General features: G+C 68.1%; 21 protein-coding genes. 20 read left to right on the forward strand and 1 reads right to left on the reverse strand.

Annotated elements, in window-relative coordinates; all coding sequences use genetic code 11:
- Window positions 1-15: 15 nt before the first annotated feature.
- From ACH0BZ_RS09565 to ACH0BZ_RS09635, 15 genes are all read left to right on the forward strand, one after another.
- Window positions 16-438 carry a hypothetical protein gene (locus ACH0BZ_RS09565; protein WP_406897999.1) on the forward strand — a complete coding sequence of 141 codons (423 nt, stop codon included), beginning with the start codon at window positions 16-18 and terminating at the stop codon, window positions 436-438.
- Window positions 439-454: 16 nt separating this feature from the next.
- Window positions 455-649 carry a hypothetical protein gene (locus tag ACH0BZ_RS09570; RefSeq protein WP_406898000.1) on the forward strand — a complete coding sequence of 65 codons (195 nt, stop codon included), beginning with the start codon at window positions 455-457 and terminating at the stop codon, window positions 647-649.
- Window positions 650-820: 171 nt separating this feature from the next.
- Entirely contained in the window at window positions 821-1,111 is a 291-nt protein-coding gene (locus ACH0BZ_RS09575) for a hypothetical protein (protein WP_406898001.1), read from the forward strand.
- On the forward strand, window positions 1,108-1,467 hold the full coding sequence (locus ACH0BZ_RS09580) for a hypothetical protein (protein WP_406898003.1): 360 nt from the start codon (window positions 1,108-1,110) through the stop codon (window positions 1,465-1,467). The genes ACH0BZ_RS09575 and ACH0BZ_RS09580 overlap by 4 nt, the downstream gene beginning before the upstream one ends.
- Before the next feature lie 98 nt (window positions 1,468-1,565).
- Window positions 1,566-1,952 (forward strand): hypothetical protein, encoded by a 387-nt coding sequence (locus tag ACH0BZ_RS09585; RefSeq protein WP_406898004.1) that lies wholly within the window; start codon window positions 1,566-1,568, stop codon window positions 1,950-1,952.
- A 114-nt stretch (window positions 1,953-2,066) separates the two neighbouring features.
- A complete protein-coding gene (locus ACH0BZ_RS09590; RefSeq protein WP_406898005.1) occupies window positions 2,067-2,327 on the forward strand; it encodes a hypothetical protein in 261 nt (86 codons plus the stop codon).
- Between the two features lie 219 nt (window positions 2,328-2,546).
- Window positions 2,547-2,987 carry a hypothetical protein gene (locus tag ACH0BZ_RS09595; RefSeq protein ID WP_406898006.1) on the forward strand — a complete coding sequence of 147 codons (441 nt, stop codon included), beginning with the start codon at window positions 2,547-2,549 and terminating at the stop codon, window positions 2,985-2,987.
- 251 nt (window positions 2,988-3,238) lie between these two features.
- Window positions 3,239-3,571, forward strand: a complete 333-nt coding sequence (locus ACH0BZ_RS09600) for a hypothetical protein (protein ID WP_406898007.1) — start codon at window positions 3,239-3,241, stop codon at window positions 3,569-3,571.
- 150 nt (window positions 3,572-3,721) lie between these two features.
- Entirely contained in the window at window positions 3,722-5,776 is a 2,055-nt protein-coding gene (locus ACH0BZ_RS09605) for an ADP-ribosyltransferase domain-containing protein (protein ID WP_406898009.1), read from the forward strand.
- Between the two features lie 82 nt (window positions 5,777-5,858).
- Window positions 5,859-6,080 carry a hypothetical protein gene (locus ACH0BZ_RS09610; protein ID WP_406898011.1) on the forward strand — a complete coding sequence of 74 codons (222 nt, stop codon included), beginning with the start codon at window positions 5,859-5,861 and terminating at the stop codon, window positions 6,078-6,080.
- A gap of 5 nt (window positions 6,081-6,085) precedes the next feature.
- Window positions 6,086-7,213 (forward strand): ADP-ribosylglycohydrolase family protein, encoded by a 1,128-nt coding sequence (locus tag ACH0BZ_RS09615; protein WP_406898012.1) that lies wholly within the window; start codon window positions 6,086-6,088, stop codon window positions 7,211-7,213.
- 119 nt (window positions 7,214-7,332) lie between these two features.
- Window positions 7,333-9,213, forward strand: a complete 1,881-nt coding sequence (locus ACH0BZ_RS09620; protein WP_406898013.1) for a hypothetical protein — start codon at window positions 7,333-7,335, stop codon at window positions 9,211-9,213.
- Between the two features lie 134 nt (window positions 9,214-9,347).
- Complete coding sequence (locus ACH0BZ_RS09625) at window positions 9,348-9,824, forward strand: hypothetical protein (RefSeq protein WP_406898014.1); 477 nt, start codon at window positions 9,348-9,350, stop codon at window positions 9,822-9,824.
- Window positions 9,825-10,061: 237 nt separating this feature from the next.
- Window positions 10,062-10,637, forward strand: a complete 576-nt coding sequence (locus ACH0BZ_RS09630) for a hypothetical protein (RefSeq protein ID WP_406898016.1) — start codon at window positions 10,062-10,064, stop codon at window positions 10,635-10,637.
- An 11-nt stretch (window positions 10,638-10,648) separates the two neighbouring features.
- Window positions 10,649-11,221 (forward strand): hypothetical protein, encoded by a 573-nt coding sequence (locus ACH0BZ_RS09635; protein WP_406898018.1) that lies wholly within the window; start codon window positions 10,649-10,651, stop codon window positions 11,219-11,221.
- A gap of 72 nt (window positions 11,222-11,293) precedes the next feature.
- Here ACH0BZ_RS09635 and ACH0BZ_RS09640 read toward each other — a convergent pair whose 3' ends face one another.
- Complete coding sequence (locus ACH0BZ_RS09640; RefSeq protein ID WP_406898020.1) at window positions 11,294-11,992, reverse strand: hypothetical protein; 699 nt, start codon at window positions 11,990-11,992, stop codon at window positions 11,294-11,296.
- A 1,663-nt stretch (window positions 11,993-13,655) separates the two neighbouring features.
- On the opposite strand from ACH0BZ_RS09640, the gene ACH0BZ_RS09645 reads away from it, so the two are divergent.
- From ACH0BZ_RS09645 to ACH0BZ_RS09665, 5 genes are all read left to right on the forward strand, one after another.
- Window positions 13,656-13,844 (forward strand): hypothetical protein, encoded by a 189-nt coding sequence (locus ACH0BZ_RS09645; RefSeq protein WP_406898022.1) that lies wholly within the window; start codon window positions 13,656-13,658, stop codon window positions 13,842-13,844.
- Window positions 13,845-14,039: 195 nt separating this feature from the next.
- Window positions 14,040-14,645 (forward strand): hypothetical protein, encoded by a 606-nt coding sequence (locus ACH0BZ_RS09650; protein ID WP_406898023.1) that lies wholly within the window; start codon window positions 14,040-14,042, stop codon window positions 14,643-14,645.
- 105 nt (window positions 14,646-14,750) lie between these two features.
- On the forward strand, window positions 14,751-15,617 hold the full coding sequence (locus ACH0BZ_RS09655) for a hypothetical protein (RefSeq protein WP_406898024.1): 867 nt from the start codon (window positions 14,751-14,753) through the stop codon (window positions 15,615-15,617).
- A gap of 230 nt (window positions 15,618-15,847) precedes the next feature.
- Window positions 15,848-16,423 (forward strand): hypothetical protein, encoded by a 576-nt coding sequence (locus ACH0BZ_RS09660; RefSeq protein ID WP_406898026.1) that lies wholly within the window; start codon window positions 15,848-15,850, stop codon window positions 16,421-16,423.
- Between the two features lie 298 nt (window positions 16,424-16,721).
- Window positions 16,722-17,111, forward strand: a complete 390-nt coding sequence (locus ACH0BZ_RS09665; protein WP_406898027.1) for a hypothetical protein — start codon at window positions 16,722-16,724, stop codon at window positions 17,109-17,111.
- Window positions 17,112-17,277: the final 166 nt, after the last annotated feature.

Raw genomic sequence — 17,277 nt, forward strand, 5'->3', positions numbered from 1 at the left:
ACACGAGGAGCCCCCATGAAGAGCATGCTGTTTCGCACCCCCCTCGAGGACTTCGAGCTCAACGAGTACGTCCCCACCGGCGATCTACCGCTGGCGACAGAGCGCGTCGTTCCTCGCGGCCACATCCCAGACGGAGCGCGGGTCCTGGCCCGCACCACCGAGATCGAGCAGTCGGAGTTCATGCCGGCCCGAAAGGCCGAAGACCCGGTGTTCACCCGCACCGCCATCGTGCTCGCGCACGACCTGCTGACCAAGGGGCCGTTCGAGGCGGCAATCGTCACCGGCGTCGGCCCGGAGCACCGCCAGTACGAGGGAACGGTCACCGCCCTCCACATGAGCGGCATGACGCCCACGCTGCGGATCGAGTCCCGCGACCTTGACGGCAAGCGCCGCCGGCGCGACCTCGACATCGACACAATCCGAGCGTTCGCGGCCTGACCTGCACAATGGGGGAGTGCCTACACCCGTGTCGCCCCAGCTCATCGTGGGGACTGGACCGAGCGAGCTGCACGCGCACATCGACCTGGAGCGCCGCGCGCGCCTCCGGCAGGCAACCGGCCCGGTTCGTCTGACGGTGCTCTCCACCAGCTGCTGCGACGGGCACTGGTCCGTCCTCGCCCAGCTCCACCCCGCCAGGCACCGGCGTTAAACACCGGCCTCGGCCGCGACATGCGCAATCGGCCGTCCACTGCCAGCCCGCTCACACAACCGCCGCCGACCTGCTGGCGGTAGCGGGGCGTTCGCATGGCTCCTCACAACTCTTACGTGCTTGTCTCTGACACGCCTTGTGTGCGTCATGCTCTATCGCTAGCGTTACAGCATGACAATGGCAAAGGTGGAGAAGCTGCACTTCGACCAGCGCGGAGAGACCCTGTGGATCGCAGAACTCGCCGACGGCGCGTTCTACCGGATCGACCTGTACCCGGCTGTGTCTGGCGCCCACAGGGCCAGCTACGAACTCACGTTCTTCTTCCGGAGGGCTGACGACTGGGCGAACAAGGGCTGGCGCTACCAGAAGGTGTGCGTGTCCTCTCACAAGTCCCTTGAGCTGGCCGTGCGGCGAGCCGAGCGGTTCCGCCGAGAGTTGATCAGCCTCGCGGAGGCGGCGTGAGCGGCACCGACGAGGCGCGTCGGGATCGCATGACCCGGCGCACCTTCCGTCTCTCAGACGAGGACTGGGCGGCCGGCCATGCGCGAGCAGCCGCCGACGGCGAACACCTGACCGATGTGATCCGAAGGCTCCTGAGTGGCTACCTCATCGACGGCGCCGTCGGAGAGGGCTATGAGTTCCGCTACCGTGCTGTCCCGATCGCACCGGGACTATCGGAAGAGCAACGGGAAGCTCTCACGGTCTCGTGGATCAGCGGCCGATTCGAGGACGTGCGACGGCTGTACCCACCCCGCAACTGGCGACTCGAAGAGTGCACGGTCTCCACCTACCGTCCGGCCGTGAGGAAGGGCGCGTAACCAACCTCGTGAGACAGCACAACTAGAGCCTCACTGGCCGGCACGAACGGCTGCGACCCTAGGGGGAGCCGCAACACCGAGCCGAGGGAGACGAGCACGTGGACGAGGGAACCTTCCGGGCGTGCCTGGTCGGGCTGGACGGCAGCTCCGCCGGCTGCGAGCTCACCGCCACCGACGGGACCGTCCTGTCCGACCTGCGGGCCCGACTGGGCTGCGACTGGGTGGAGCGGATCCAGATCGGGGCCATCCCCGGCACCGGCCTGGTGCTCGAGGTGTGGCTCGACGAAGAAGGCATGTACAACCAGCCGGCCAACCCGGTCCTGGAGGCGATGCTCACCGCCCTACGCGGACCCCTGGCTCAACGCCTGTACGGTCCAGCTGTGTTCGCCGCCGGCAGCCTCAACGGGGAGGGCACCGAATCCCTACCGGAGGGGATCATCGAACAGCTGGCAGGCCTGGCGTCGGCCCTGGCTGCCGCCCGCTAGCGCCACCCACCGCCCGCGCTCCTCGCGCCGCTGCGGCGGCACGACCCGCCGGTCTAATGGGGTTCCACCGCCCCGCACCCGGCGGAGACCAGGACAGAAAGAGAGGTGAGGCCAGTGGACCCGCTGTTCGCCATCGACCTCGCTGCCGCCGCGCCGCCCGATGACGGTGGACTGTTCGCCGCCAGCCTCGCCACCACCGGGCCGCGGGACCCGCTGGGCCAAGCAGGGCACCTGGTGCGATTCCGTCACCCCGGCGTCGGAGGGACGGTCACCGGCACCTTGTTCGGGCCGGGGCCCCGCGAGGCCACCCTCGCTGTCACCTACGACGGTGCCCTCCACCTCGTCGATACGAGGACCTGGACCCGCACCCACTGATAGTTCAGCGTCCGCTCCTCGTGAGTGGGCGAGCGGTGCTGTCCGGGCACGTGGGGAGTCCCTGGAAGGGCGCGAAGCAGCCTCGCGGCTCCCCGCCAAGGGGGCGTCGTGCCCGTCTGCGCGCGATGTTCGGACCGGTGTCGGCGCGACACCACACCCGGCAGGGGTGGGGGAGAGGCTTGGCCTCACCGCTTGCCCCTGCCCAGAAGGACCTAGCTCATGCCCGTTACCCCCCTGCACTCGATCACCGGACTGCGCATCGACATCGACGGCTCCGTCACCGAACACGAGGTGCCAGTCGACGGCGACTCGGCCCTGGACGGCATGTACGCCGTGCTCGGCGTGGACACCGTCGACGTCGCCACGCTGCGCCCCTGCCCGGGTAGCCCCGGCCGCACCCTGGATGCCTGGGTCGACGACTCGGGGATGCTCAACTCAGTTCCCAACTGGATCGGCACCGGCCTGGCCGCACTGATGAGCGATGACCACACCCGGGTGCTGTACGGGCCGATCCTGCTGCTGGTCACCGACGAGCGCACCGGCCGTTCGCACTCGGTGCCCCGACAGTTGCGGGCCGCGATCGGCGAAGCCGCCCGCCTGCTGGGGCAATCGCAGCGGGTCCAGCGGCAGGTGGCGCGGTCTGTGGACAGGCTGAGCTGAGCGTCGTCGAGAACCTGCTGAACCTCGTCAGCCGGCTGCGACGGTGAGCGCACACCACCTCGACTCGCGAGGCGGCCTCGAGGCGTGGGGAGTGAGCATCCTTGCCCGATCCGAGGACTGGGACTGGGGGCCGGCATCAACACGGCCGTCGGCACCCTCGGGACGCTGGCCGGTCAGCCGCAGGTGCTGCAGCCGTCAAGTCGGGAAGGACGATCAGATCCACCGCCAGCGACGCCCCGCAGGAGGACGCCATGACCAGCACGACATCGCACACCGCTCTTCTTCTCGTCAGGCGCACCCATGTCACTGACGCGGAGGTGATGCTCGCCCTTGTTCACGAGTTCACCACCTGGGCGGCCACCGCGTCGGCAGACGACGCCGAGACCGCCGTGGACGCGTTCCTGGCAGAGCGGTCCCGACGAGACGGCACGATGACGCTGGGTTCGGTGCCGTGCCTGCACCGGCTCGTCGCGAGGACCTTGCGGGCGTCGCGAAGGTGCCCGCGCTGCCGCGGCACCGGGCACCGAACCGCGGCACTGCGGGTGCATCGTCCTTGCCGTCGTGAGGGGCCGCTGGCGGCGTGATCGGCCGGAGGATCGAGTTCGACAGCCCGGCATGAACGCCCCCTAGAGTTTGCGGCATCGGAACAAAACTCGGGGAGGCCGCTGCGTATGTGCATCGGAGACGACGAGCCGGGCGGACCCAAGCGCTGTCCAGCAGACACCGCTGCAGCTGTGGACTCTGCGCAGGCGAAAGTGGACACGCTCCTGGCTGAGCGTGAGGAGATCATCGCCAACCTGGCGCTCGTCGACGCGCAGTTCCTCAACATGGACCGCGAGCAGCTTGCAGAGGACCTGCTCACCAACACCGCGGGCCTTAGCGAAGCCGAGTTCCATCTCGATCAGGCCCAGGACCACCGCTCTTTGCAAGGCGCCCTCGGCGAGCCCCAGAAGACACCAGCAGAAAAGCACCTCCAGGACACCGAAGCCGCCCTCGAGCAGGCCCAGCTCGAAGCCGACGAAGCCCGCAAGGCCTACCAGCGGCTCCAACGCAAAGCCCGCACGATCAAAAAGAACCTCCCCGATGGAGAGAAGACCTCACCCGAACTCGAGGAGATCGAGGCGCAGAAACTCGCCGCCAAGGCCCAGTGGGACACGAACAAGGCCGACGTCACGCTGCAGGAGAAGCGCGTCACCGAAGCCCAGCAGTTCGTCGCCGACGAGGGCACGGCCACCGAGTACGCGGCTGCCGCAGAGCTTCCCGAAGAGGAACGCGACGCCTACCTCGCCGGACTCAGCGACGACGACGTCGCCGCCATCGGCCGCTACCGGGAGATGCAGGCATCCGCCGACATCAACGCCGCCCTGTCCGTCGGCGGCACCGTGCAACTACTGGACCGGGAACGCGACACCAGCGTGTACCACCCGGCGACGTTCACCTGGCGGCACGGGGATCAGGAGATGGAGGTCGAGGGCCGACTCCTCGACGGCGACACCGCGATTCACCGCGCGGACTACGGCAAGTTCTACGTCCTGCTCAAAAACGGCGACGCCTACGAGACGGTGTTCCAAACTTCCAGCAAGGCCCAATCGGTGGACGCGTGCGCCAAGATGCCGATGCTCGGTGACGTCGACGACCTCCCGGACGACGCCGGCGACTACGGGACCGAGGTGTGGCAGGCCAAGAGAGCCGCCCGCATCGCCGCGGCGAAAGCCGCGGTGACGGCGCCGAACCCCGACTCGGCGAAGAAGATCGCAATCAGTCAGCTGACGGACCTCGAGGCCAACGCCCGGAAACGCGTCGTGGACCTGTCCGTCCGCGGCCCCGTCGAAGTAGACGTCCGAGAAGGGCGACTACGGCACCACAGGCGCGAACGGGAACGGGTCGCGGATGAAGCCGGAGAGAAGGCGCGGGCCGAAGCACTCGCCGCCGGGGCCAGCGCAGCCGAAGGCGATGCCGCGTTCGACAAGGCACGCCGTGCCGCCCTGGGCACTCCGACCCGAGGCGGCGGCGTCATCCCGCACTTCAGCCACCGGATACCCCCGGAAAGTCTCGGACAGGCCGGCTACGACTCACTGGCCCGCTCCGGTATCCGGGCGTGGGGGGCAGAGACAGCCGACGACTACTCAATCATCGCCTCCCGGCAGGGCGACGTCGCGGCCTGGGGGTTCGGTTCCAGCCACTACATCGACACCTCGGACATCTCGACCCTGGTGGCTCGGTCCAAACCGTTCCTCGACAAGGAGATCAACAAGGAAGAGCGCGCCGCGTTCACCACCTACACCGGCGGCAGCTACCGAGACATCAACGCCGCGATCACCGGCCGCAACCCCAATCCATACGCGGGCACCCTCACCACCGTGTCGCGACTGGAGTCGGCGTTCGCCAAACTCTCCAAATGGGAAGGCGACCCGACCCCGATGAACGTCATGCGGGGAACCTCGGTGCCCTCCGGGTGGACGGGCACCACCGAGGAGTATCTGGACAAGGCGTTCAAGGTCGGCAGCCGAATGGAAATCGGAAAAGTGACCTCGTGCTCGACAAACCCGCAGGTGGCCAACAGTTTCTCCGGGCACGGGGCAGGCGCGGCGTACATCATGGCGATCAGGACGCGGACCGGGCTGGCCGTGAAGAGCATTTCCAGCCACGCGGGCGAGGACGAGGTGATCATCCCGATGGGCACGCCGGTACGCACCGTGCACAGGGAGATGAACGGCATCGGAGGAAAGCCAACCGTGTACCTCGTGGAAGAGGCACTGGTGGCCGAAGCGCAGGACGGTATCAGCTAGCGCCGACATCAACGTGCTCCTGTGCTGCACGACCAGTCGCTCATGGTGGACTGGGAGCACCAACACAGAGAGGAACCCCATCATGGCCACCAACAAGCTGACCGCCGAGCAGGTACAGATCCTCCGCGAGCACATCGCCGCGAACCCCGACCAGACCCCGCAGGACATCGCCGGCTACTTCGAGCGCGTCTCCGACATCGACTACGACACCACACTGACCATCGCTTCGGTCGCCACCTACATCATCAACGGCGAGGAGGAGAACCTGGCCGGGTTCGTCGACGACCAGGGGGCGGGATCGTGACCATGATGCAGACCAGACGGGCCCCGACCGGGCCGCGCTGGAGCACGTGGCTGACCCGCCCGCGCACGGCAGCCCTCCGGTCCCGCTACACCAACGCACTGATCGGCGGAGCCGCCGGAGACGCCTGGGGCTACCAGGTCGAGTTCACCCCGTACGCGCGGATGCCCTCCTACCCGGTCGCCCGCCCGCGCGGGCAGTGGGTGATCTCCGACGACACCCAGATGCTGCTCGCCACGCACTACGCCCTCACCGACGTGGACGACTTCGAGGACATCGACGCTGTGGCCGACGCCCTCATCGACCGCTACCTCGACTGGATGGTCGACCCCGATAACACCCGCGCCCCGGGCACCACCTGCATGAGCGCCCTGGCGACGATCGACGCCGGCGCCCCCTGGAACCAGGGCGGAGCCCGCCGGTCCGCCGGCTGTGGCGCCGTCATGCGGCTGGCCCCCGCGGCGTTCGCCCCACCGGCCTACCGGCGGGGACTGTCGGTACTGCAAGCTGCCATCACTCACAAGCACCCGATGGCGGTGCTGTCGGCGCTACTGCTGTGCGACGCCTTCACCGACGCCACCACTTCGAGCACCGAGCTGCTGGCCGCCGCCCAGGCCCGCCTGCACGCCCTGCAAGGCGGGATGCCGGCGGAGTGGGCCCACGACGCCTACCTCCGGCGCGTGCTCGCTCTGCTGACGGACGACCCCGCCGGCTACCTCGCCGCGGGCGCCGCCCGCGAACCGGGCCGCACCAGCCCGTCGCTGGTGGAAGTGTTCGCCGCGGCCCGCCACCGCCTGGAGACAGAGACAGCGGCGGCCGGCTGGCCAGGAGACCCCTGCGCCGGAATCGGCGAAGGATGGGACGCCGGGACGGCGACCGCGTTGGGACTGCTGGCAGCCGACCTCGCGGCCCGTGGCCGACTCTCGGCGTGCGGCGCCATTGCCTGGGCCGCCACCAGCAACGGCGACTCCGACTCCATCGCCACCCTCGCCGGCGCCCTGATCGGCGCGGCGAACCCTGCCCCCGGCTTCTGGAGGTGGGCCGGGCTCGGCGCACGGTTCGAGGACCGCTACGACCTCGAGCTGGCCCGCGCCGCAACCGACGGGCCACCCACCCCCACGCGAAGCGGGGCGTAGACAAGACTCAGGCACCAGCACGGCACTGAAATAGGGTGAAACCGCCCAGGCGGGGCACCACCGTTCCTGCTGACCACACCCACATTCGCGCGGCTCGCTCCGCGCCCCAGGAGTCGCGCATGTCAACACTCGAGCTCGCCTACCGTTCGTTTCTCCGCGTCGACAGACAGCCCGATCTGCTCAAGCACATCGACGAGCAGATGCACAGCTGGCTTCGCCGCAAGAAGTGGGACGGGAAGGGTCTGGTCCCCGGAGAGATCGCTACCGTCGCCGACGGGGTGACCGGCGTGGTCATCCGCGAATCCCACCCTGACGGATCGCAGGGGGTGCGGTTCGTCTTCGACCAAGACCAGGGGAAGGGCCGGTGGCTGACACAGGTCACCGCATACCGGCAGCAACGGCACGACACCGGCTGGATCTGGGTGGACCTGTCCACCGACCAGCGTCAGCGGCAGGTCAGAACGCCGGCGCTGGTCAAGAACCTAGTCGGGGTGCTCGACGCCCGAGACGGCATCGGCCCCCTGACCGACGAGCCGGTCATCGTCCGGCAAGGGGGAGTCGAGGAACTACTGGAGCGGGTCCAAGACCCGCAACGGCGCGGCCTGCTGTTCATCGCTGGATCCACCCCCGACCTGAGTTTGGAAGAGTGGCGCACCCATGTGGGGAAGATCCTCGCCCAGACTGCGGGACTGGCCGCCGGGTACGTTCTCGACCCGTTAGCGACGAAGCGATTCGCCGAACTAGCTGGAGACGACTACCGGGCGGTGCCGTGGACGATCCGCACCTACCATCCAGGCGTTGACCTCGACGACCCTGACGATGGGCGCCGGCACCGGTTCCTCGGCACCGACACGATCATCGAAGGCTCGACGGACTCCCTGGCCAACCTGCTGGGGCACAGGGCCAAGATGCTCTCCCTCGAGGTGCCGATCGACGAGGCGGCGATGCGGGTCCACCGCCGCTTCCGGGACACGTACGACGACATCGTGTTCGACACCCTGGTCGCCGCCCCGACTCGGGAGCTCGACGACACGGGTAAGCCCGACACGATCAAGAAGGCGGCCCCGTCGGTACTGTCACCGGCCGAGACCGACACGATCACTCCGCCTACACCGACGCCGGTCGACGAGACCGTCCCAGACCACACCCCCACGGTCAGCGCGGCCCAGGCGGACATCCTGTCCGCGCTCGGTGAGGTCATGCAGCAAGTGCTCGGACGAGAAACCTGGGGCCGCGAGGAAGTGATCGAGCTCGGCAACCACGCCGACGCGCACCTGCGCCTCGACACCTCCGCTGCCCGCCAGCGCCTGCACGAAGTGGCAGATCAGCGAGACAAACGGGACGCCGAGCTCGCCGACCTACGCACGCAACTCGAGGAGGCGCTACTGGAAGCCGCGGTGGCCGAAGAGTCCCGAGCGCTCGTCGAACAGGAGGCCCGCCATCTACGAGGCGAGCTGGCCAAGGCCGGCAACCCCGACACGGTGTGGCAGCCGCCGGAGGATCCACGAGACCGTATCCCGACGGGGTTCAGCGACATCCTGCGCTGGTTCAAGCACCTACCCCACGTGGAGTTCACCGGCGACGACTCCGCAACCGAGGACATCGACAGGGTCGACGACACCGGCAAGTTCGCCATCACCTGCTGGGAACAGCTGTGTGCGCTGGACGACTACGCGCGGGCAAAACTCGAAGGGAAGATCTCCTGCGGGGTGAAGGGATACCTAGAGGAGACACCCGGCGGCTACCGGACCACCGGCCCGAAAAAGCACGCCTCCAACGAGTCCAACACCACCCGCACCACACCGAAGTTCGCCAAGCCGCGCACCCTGCCTGTGCCCGTGGAAGTCGACCCCGCCGAAGAAGTGCTGATGGCGGCGCACTTTCGTATCGGTAAGCGGGGCATGTACAGCCCGAGGATGCACTACTACGACGACGTGGACGGCACCGGCAAGGTGTACGTCGGCTATATCGGCAAACACTTCGACAACACCATGACCTGATCCTGTCCGCGGCTCCGGCTGCTCTGGCCAGGGGATGCGGCCAGCGCCGGGGTGTGCGCGACTGCTGCTTCTCCGGGGGGCGGAGAGATCGTCGAACGCGTCACCAACTTGCCGCTGACGACGAGGAGAAGACGATGGACTACGTGACGTTCGACCCGGACCAGCTCACCGAGGACGAGAACGCCGTCCTCGAGGACGCGGCGAGCCAGCTCGTCGAGCGCCGCCACCCCGGGGCGCCGGAGGTGCTGGACAGCGCCCTCGGCCTCACCTGGGCCGCGAGCATCCTGGACATCCTGCGCGACAGCAGGTCGTGGGAGTGCAGCCTGACCGAAGACACCGACGAGATTGTGGACGCCGTGTTCATCTCCGACGCCGAAGGTGTGGCCCGGTGGGGCAGCGGCATGACCCTGCAGGTCCGCGCGGAAGGAGGGCATGTGACGCGGACCGTGGGGTCGCTCCGGGAGATCCTGCTCGCCAGCGAGTGGGTCGAGGGGCTGGCCCCGGAGTGGATCGAGGTCGCCCACGGCGTCGAGCACCTGCTCAACGAGACGATCGGCGAGCTGCACCAGCGGTTCTCCAACCACGCCGTCACCAACCCGGCACTCGGCTGACCCCGGCAACCTGGCTCCGCCCCCGGTAGGAGGGCGGGGCCAACGCATGGCACCGGCGGCCGGCATGGGCCCGGCGACCCCGCGCTGTCCGGGCCGCCAGCTGGCGGGCAAGGCCCGGCCGACAGCGCTGCCACCGCCGCAACGCGCGGCCTGCTGCACCTTCCGAGGCGTGGCCCAGAGTCGAGGTCACCTCGAGGGGACGCCACCCCGGGGCACCGACCACACAGGAGGACCACCATGGGTTCCATCAGCTACGCCAAGACCCCCGGACGCACCACCGACCAGGAACTGCGCGCCTACCTGGCCGAGAACCTGCACCCTGGTCACCGCATCGTCGCCCAGGCCACCCGGCCCACCTTCTCCGGCGGCTACGGCGAGTGGTCGCGCGAGCTGTTCGCGGCCGTGGACGACGGCGACGGCAACGTCACCTGTCACGTGCTGCTCGGCGCCTCCCACAGCGGAGACATCGTGATCAAGGCCCTGCACGAGACGATGGGCCCGAACGAGAACCCGGACCCGCCGCGGCGGGTGCTGGACGCTCTGACCCCCACCAGCAACCGGTGTGCGCTGGTGTTCCGGGAGATGGCCAGGGAGGCGTTGCAGCGCAAGGATGCGGCGAAGGCGATGGCCGGCTACACGATCGAGTTCGACATCGCTCTCGACTACGGCGGCGGGTGGGGCAAGCTCACCCGGTTCACGGTGGAGTCGATGACCCGGTTCACCGGCCCCGACGGCTGTGGCCGGTTCCGTGCCCCCGCCGCGTGGTGGATGCGCAACTGGGTGGTAGTGGACGGTCCGGCGTTCGCGGCCTGAGGGGGGAGACCATGAGCTCGAATATCTACACCAGGGGAGAACTGGAAATCGACGCCAGCGCCGTGGGTAAGTGGTCAGGCAGCTGGCCGTCGCTCACGCGTGGCACTCCCGGCGAGCGGCTGATCAGCGTACTCATGTACGAGTGCGCCGACACCGAGGACGACGCGCTGTCGGTCCATGAGGATGCCCACGGGACGCTGCACATTGAGATGCACAGCGATTTTCGCGCCGACCCTCTCGTGGAGCTGCTGACCGCACTGGGCCGCGCCGGAGCCACCGGTAGGGCCTGGTTCCCCGAGGATGGCATGTGGGGCTACATCCTGACCCCAGACGGCGTAAGGGAAGCTGGCGGAGCCCTGCTCGCCCCCGGCGATGAACTGCTGCTGCTGACCATCGAGCATCCCGCCCATGGCCGCTACCGGGCGGTGTACGCCCACCCCGACGCGGTACGGCAGGCACTCGACGAGCATCGTGTCGCGTGGACTGGCATCGAGCATCGAAGTGTCGACCTCGACGCCGCCCTGGCCGCATGCTGGACTGCTGGCGGGACCGCAACCTGCGAGGCCGTCCCGTTCGCATCCTGACCCGTACAGCCCCACCGGCACCCTTCCCCTGGTGCCGGTGGGGCCACCACTCTAACCGGGCAACAGCACAGGTCAATGCCCCGATTTCTGTCCGGGCGCAGCGCCCAACTCGTGACCGTCCACAGTGTCGAGGGGAGGGGTCGGGCGCTCGTAGAGAGACAACAGTTCTGCCGACTGATAGGTGATCTCGTTGAGGTTCTCGGAGGCGATCTCGTTACCCGGAATGACAGCCACGACCCGGTCCACCAGTTCCGTCCGCGCATCAGTGGGCGCGGCGGGAAGACGGTCGATCTCCTCCACAGCGATTCGTAGCGCCACCTGCTGTTCGACCCGCGAGCGGAGGGACGCCATGCCGGCCTGGTACACGGCGTAGTCGGACTCCCACTTGGATCGGGCATCGTCGTCACTGCTATCCATGGGCTGAGTTAATGCCAGGCGCAGGTCCTGCAGGGTGCCGGCGGTGCGGATGGTGTCCGCCGCCTCAGTGCGAAGGTCCAAACGCGCCCGCCATTCGACCATCTGCTTGGACTGCCAAGTACGAGACGCACGGCCGGCGTACAAGGCCCACAGTGCAGCGGCAGAGTGCCGGGCAAGGTGTGCTTCGTCGCCGTCAAGCGTCTCGTCCCTCCTGCCTGGCCCGTCGCTCCTGCGATGCACATATCGGGTTTCTTTCCGGCTGCGCAGTTCCCAGCAGCTACCGGGGTCTTTCTTCTCGCCGAGAGTCAATGCGAGGCCAGTGACGATGCCTGCGACAACGACGACGAACGCCATCACAAGCAGAGCGACTTGGCCAGATGGCTCAGACCACACTTGCGGACTGAACAGAACTGTCCCGGCAAGAGGTCCACCAGTAGCGATGCACATCGTGCTCACAAACGCAGCTACAGGGCGTTGTGAGAACAGGGGCTGGCCAAGCAAGGTCCGCCCAATCACGGGAGGTCCGAACCCGGTAGTCCCGAACGGGCCATCACAGGGGCGAAGCATCGACGCGGCCAGCTCATTGCCCCCGGGCTCCTTGGTGACACGGGCGATCATGTGCCTGTCCGTGTCCCCCTCAATGACTTCTCTGGCCTGGTCTGTGAAGGGTTCCAGTAGCCCACTGGAGTCTTCACTCCGGGGCATCGACAGCTCACCCATGGCGCCTCCTTGCGACGTAACCCGATAGTCACCAGTGTCCCACCGGCACGTGCCGGTAACCGCCCCTCAGGACTATGCGTGCCTGACCTGGGCTATTGGTCATTCGGGCAGCACGCTCATTTGGCGCAACAAATGATCTCGATCGACTTCACTTGTGCCAAGCTGGCCTCACCTCGACAATCAGTCACCGCCAACGGCACATAGGGGACCAGCGAGTAACGACTACGCGTGCAAGCGGCCCCCCTCCCCTACGTAGGGGCACTTCCGGCTCCGAGATCGGCCAGGGGGGCCGAGCGATCCACACGGGCCTCCTGACATGGCAACAATAAACCTCTCAACCCTGACTGCTGGTTCCCTACATGGCAGAAGTGGCTCGAAACCCACAAGGCGCTAGATAGTATCCGATGCATGTCTGACAGTCAGTCGGTATGGACCCCCCACCAGCAGGACGTTTTCATGAATACCATTAGGCATGCGCTCAACTCCGGACGAAAGATCGACCGCCCCTTCGTTGAGGGGCTAAAACGGTCGACCGGCTACCCTGGGGGCGCATTTTCACCCCAAACACGAATCGTACGAAAGGCAAGGCGTTTGCAATCGTTGGAACGTCAGCGCGCAAAGGAACTTGTCTATATACAACGACATCGACGAAGAATTGAGCAATATTCAAAACGCGTCCGTGTTTGGGATCAAGAAATGGGCAAACGCTTATATATCAGAAACGGTCAGGCAGCTGCCCGAAAGCGGCTGATTGCCTCCATAAGGGCATCGGAGCGCACGATTGCAGGGAAAAGAGTGTCCGCTAATAGGCTAATGGAACGCATAGAAACTTGCGCCAGCAGCATTGACCAACTTCATGCGAACGCGCTCAACCGCTGATGGCGTATGCGCCGCAGACCGGCGCCGCACGAACGATAAGGCCGATTAGGTCTGACCGAACTGCTACTGCCGGACAGCGACTGTCCGCATAAGACGAGAGCCCCGCGCCAGCCATGACGCGGGGCTCTCGTCGCGGGGGCTCAAGCCGCCGTATCAGCCGCTGGGACGACACGAAAGGTGCGCATCCACCAGCCCTTGGGTGCGCGGTAAAGCCCGCTGCCGTCGGGGCGGGTGAACCTGCTCATCGACTGCACACGAAAGTCGGTGTGTTCCCTATTGGTATAGGAAATCGGCCGCTCGAACCGGATTGCCCTGCCAACCATCGCTTTCGCGACCTTCTTACCTGACTGCAATCGGGTGGTAGTGGACGGTCCGGCGGTCGCGGCTTGACTGCCTCCGCGGCAGAAGGGAACGGACGATGAACGCATCAGATGTCTTGTGGACCAGCGACGACGAACAGGTGGCCATGGTCGGAATCGACGCCGACCACCGCGACGAACCGTGCGCAGCAGTATCGGTGGGCGGCCAGACCGCGACTCTCACCTCCGACGAGTGCCGCCAGTTGGTGGAGCACTTGAACGTGGTGATCGGATTCGCGCAGCCCTGACCGGCATCTCCCGCCGCCCACCGCGGCGGCGGGGGAGTCGGTACCGGGTGCCGGCCCGGGCCGAGTGCTGTCCGGCACCGCCGCCCGCCGAACCACCACCTTCCGCCGGGGACTGCTGCACCCGCCCATGCCGTCGAGAGCCTTGGACCAGAGCCCGTGATGGACACGGGCGAGTGAGAAACCAAGGAGACCGACATGCTCAATCTCGACACCGGCCGTCTCAACGCTGCGACCCGGGGTGTCTCCGACACCCACTACACGGCCGAGCCCACGGACCTGTGGCGGCTGCTGGACGACCTGGCCGCAGCCGACGTCTGGACCGCCGACGGCGCCCGCGTCACGGTCACCCCGTTCTTCGCCGCCGGACCCGACGGCGTGGGTGACGACACCGACCTGCGCGTGATGGTCGGCCCGGTCGACGGGGCGACCGTCGTGGTCAACCTCCGCGCCGTCCTCGTCGGGGAGATCACCCCGGACATGCCGGTGGTCGACCGGGCGTACATGCTCATGGCGCTGCTTAGTGTTGCGGTGGAGGCGCAGCTCAACGAGGTCCGTGCAGCCACCCCGTTCGGGCAGCGGCTTGTTCCGGCCGATGCGGTGCGGCAGGAGGCATGGGAGAACCCGCACTTGACCGACGCCGAGAGCGACATGCTGGCCGAGGCATCGGACCGGGCCATCCTTGACGCCATCGACCGGGCAGCGGGCGGAAGCACCGAGGACCAGCTGTACCACCTGCACGACCAGATCCAGGCCGAGGCCGTGCAGATCATCGTCGCCGAAGCAGCCGCCGGCGACGACTGACCGCCCCGATCTCCCGGCGGCGCATCGCACCTGTGCTGCACCCGCCACGTCGCCGGGGGGACAGTGCTTGCCAGACCAGCCAGCCACCTCCTGGGAGGAGACCCCATGAACATCACCCTGTCGGACCTGCAGATCACGCCTGCCGGCCCCTACGTCGCCGCCGGCACCCCCGCCCCCTGCTGGGAGGCGAACATGGACGACGACGCCTTCTACTGGGGCTCCCGCTACACCGAACCCCTGATGTGGGCCGTCGGTGGGCACGAGGGCCCGTCGCTGGTCAACGTCACCGGGGCGCCGGGGCTGGACCTGGTGCTGGACGTGACCGTGAACAACGACGGGTTCACCGGTGGTCCGATGCTGTGGCTCTCCCCGGTCCTGCGCCACGCGGGCAGGCCGCTGGTGCGGCTCGGCTGCGAGCCGGTGTTCATCGAGAACCTGCTCGACGACTACCTCGACGAGCACGGCGACGTGATCGCCAGCCCGCACACCGTGCACGCCACCGAGGACGAGTTCCTGGCCGTGCTCGCGCCCCGGGTGTGCCAGCAGATCAACGCCCACCTGGCCACCCAGACCGCCGTGCAGATCACCGTGCCCGACGTGCCGGACTGGCAGCGCGACCAGACCATCGTCACGATCACCGTGCCGTCGGCGATGGGGGAGGACCACCGCCCTGCCGCGGCGGAGATCGCCGACCGCTTGGCCGCGCACTTCCGCCTGGATTCGCTGGCGGGCAGCTCGACGGTGGCAGGCCAGGCCGAAGCGTTCGGCATGGGACTGCGCGAGCTCGCCCCTGCCCTGGAATGGGACGGCATCCTGACGCGGCCCGACACCGACGGAGCGTTCCTCGACGCCACAGGCCCGGTCGATGCGCTCACCCCGGCTGCCCGCCGCTACCTGAGCGTGATGCGCCGCCGTGGCCGTGTCGGGGTCGAGACCACCATTGACGGCGCCCACGTGCTGGGCCCCCAGTAGCGACACGGCCCGGCACCGCGCCGGACCGAGAGCGTGGCGCGGTGCCGGACTTTCGACCCACGCCCACGGCTGTCCGCAGCCCGCCGAATCCCAGCACATACGCCTGCCCTCCCCACCTCGCCGGCGGCGCGGTCAGCCGCGCAGACTGCTGCACTCGCATACCCCGCCGGAAAGGTGAAGCGCACCGAGGAGCCACACCGCTGCCTCGCCCCGCACCCCAGGAGGACACCATGGGCCACACCACCATCGTCGAAGGACGCCTGACCATCCCCACCCGCGCCGTGAACGCGTGGGCCGCCAGCGCCTACTCGGACGCGAGCACCGACGAGGCGCGGCGCGAGGAACTGCTCGCGGCCCTGGCCGAGCGGGTCAGCTGCGACGCGGCCGACCCCGTGCACACGACCGTCAACACTGACGGCGAGGTGACCGCGTACCTGGACGGAGACTGGTGCAGCTCCTACATCGAGGGCATGCTCACGGTCCTCGCGGAGAACGGCGCCACCGGCCGCGTCCTGTTCCCCAACGAGGGCTGGGGCTACGAACTCGCCGACCACAAGGTGCGCCACCTCGAGTCGGGTCAGATGTGGCCCAACGACCAGATGCTGGTCCTGCAGGTGAGTGCCCCCGGCCGTGACCGGCATCGCGCCATCTACCTGACCGACCACGCCGCGTGCCGGGCGATCCACCGCCTGCACAGTGATTGGTTCGGCCAGGCCCCCACCCCTGCCGACCTGGACGCCGCCCTCGCGACCCTCGCCGCTGCTGGCGCCGACGTCACCTGCGAAGCCATCCCCTTCGCAGCCTGACCAGGCACAGGCACCGCTGACCCGCGCGGGTGAGCGGTGCCCGCGCCGCCGGCCCTGGCTGCGCTCGACGCCCCCTGCTCGCGCGGCAAGGCGCTCACGGGACCACTTCGGGGCCGGTGGCGATGGCGGGTGGGGGACTGGCGGATCATCGCCGGCCCGCCTCAGTCAGCCGAGCACTACGACTGTCTCGTATCCGCGACCAGCGTGCCGCCTACCCTGCACTCGACCGTCTACTGGCTGCCGCCCACGACGCCTGATCCCTGATCCGCCGGAAGCGGTCTTGCGCCAGGATGGGGTCATGGTCGCCTTCCGCCCCGCAGCCGTGCTCCTGTCCGCCGCCGCCACCGTGGCGGCCGGATGCGGGACGAGCTCGCCGCCGGAGGGGTGCCTGACGGTGCCCGCGGACACGGTTGCCAGGATCGCCGACGGCAGCCCCACCACCCCGTTGGACACCGACCGCGCGGCCGCCCGCCAGACCCCGGAGGGCTTCGTCGTCGCGGTCGAGTTCCACACGCCCGGCGAAGACGACCCAGCGGTGGGGGTGTGGTGGGTGCCCGAGCTCAACAGCCCAGCCATGGTGACCGCCGTCGACGCGTTGGCCCGCTCCTTCACCCACTGGCCGCACGGCCCCTTCGAGCCCGGCAGCCGCGAAGCCACCAGCGTCGCGAACTGCATCGGCCACGTCTGAGCCGGCCGAGACTACGGCGCGGCGAGGTGAGGTCCTATGCCGGCCGGAGCATCACCGGCCGCCCTGTCCGGAGCCTGGCGCGCTCCTCAGCCGGCCCGATCGTGCTCGCTCTCGAGGCGGTCGTCTACCACGGCGAAGCGCACCAGAGCATCGAAGGGGAATGGAT

This window comes from Dietzia sp. 179-F 9C3 NHS, from assembly GCF_045369825.1.
Classification (GTDB): Bacteria; Actinomycetota; Actinomycetes; order Mycobacteriales; family Mycobacteriaceae; genus Dietzia.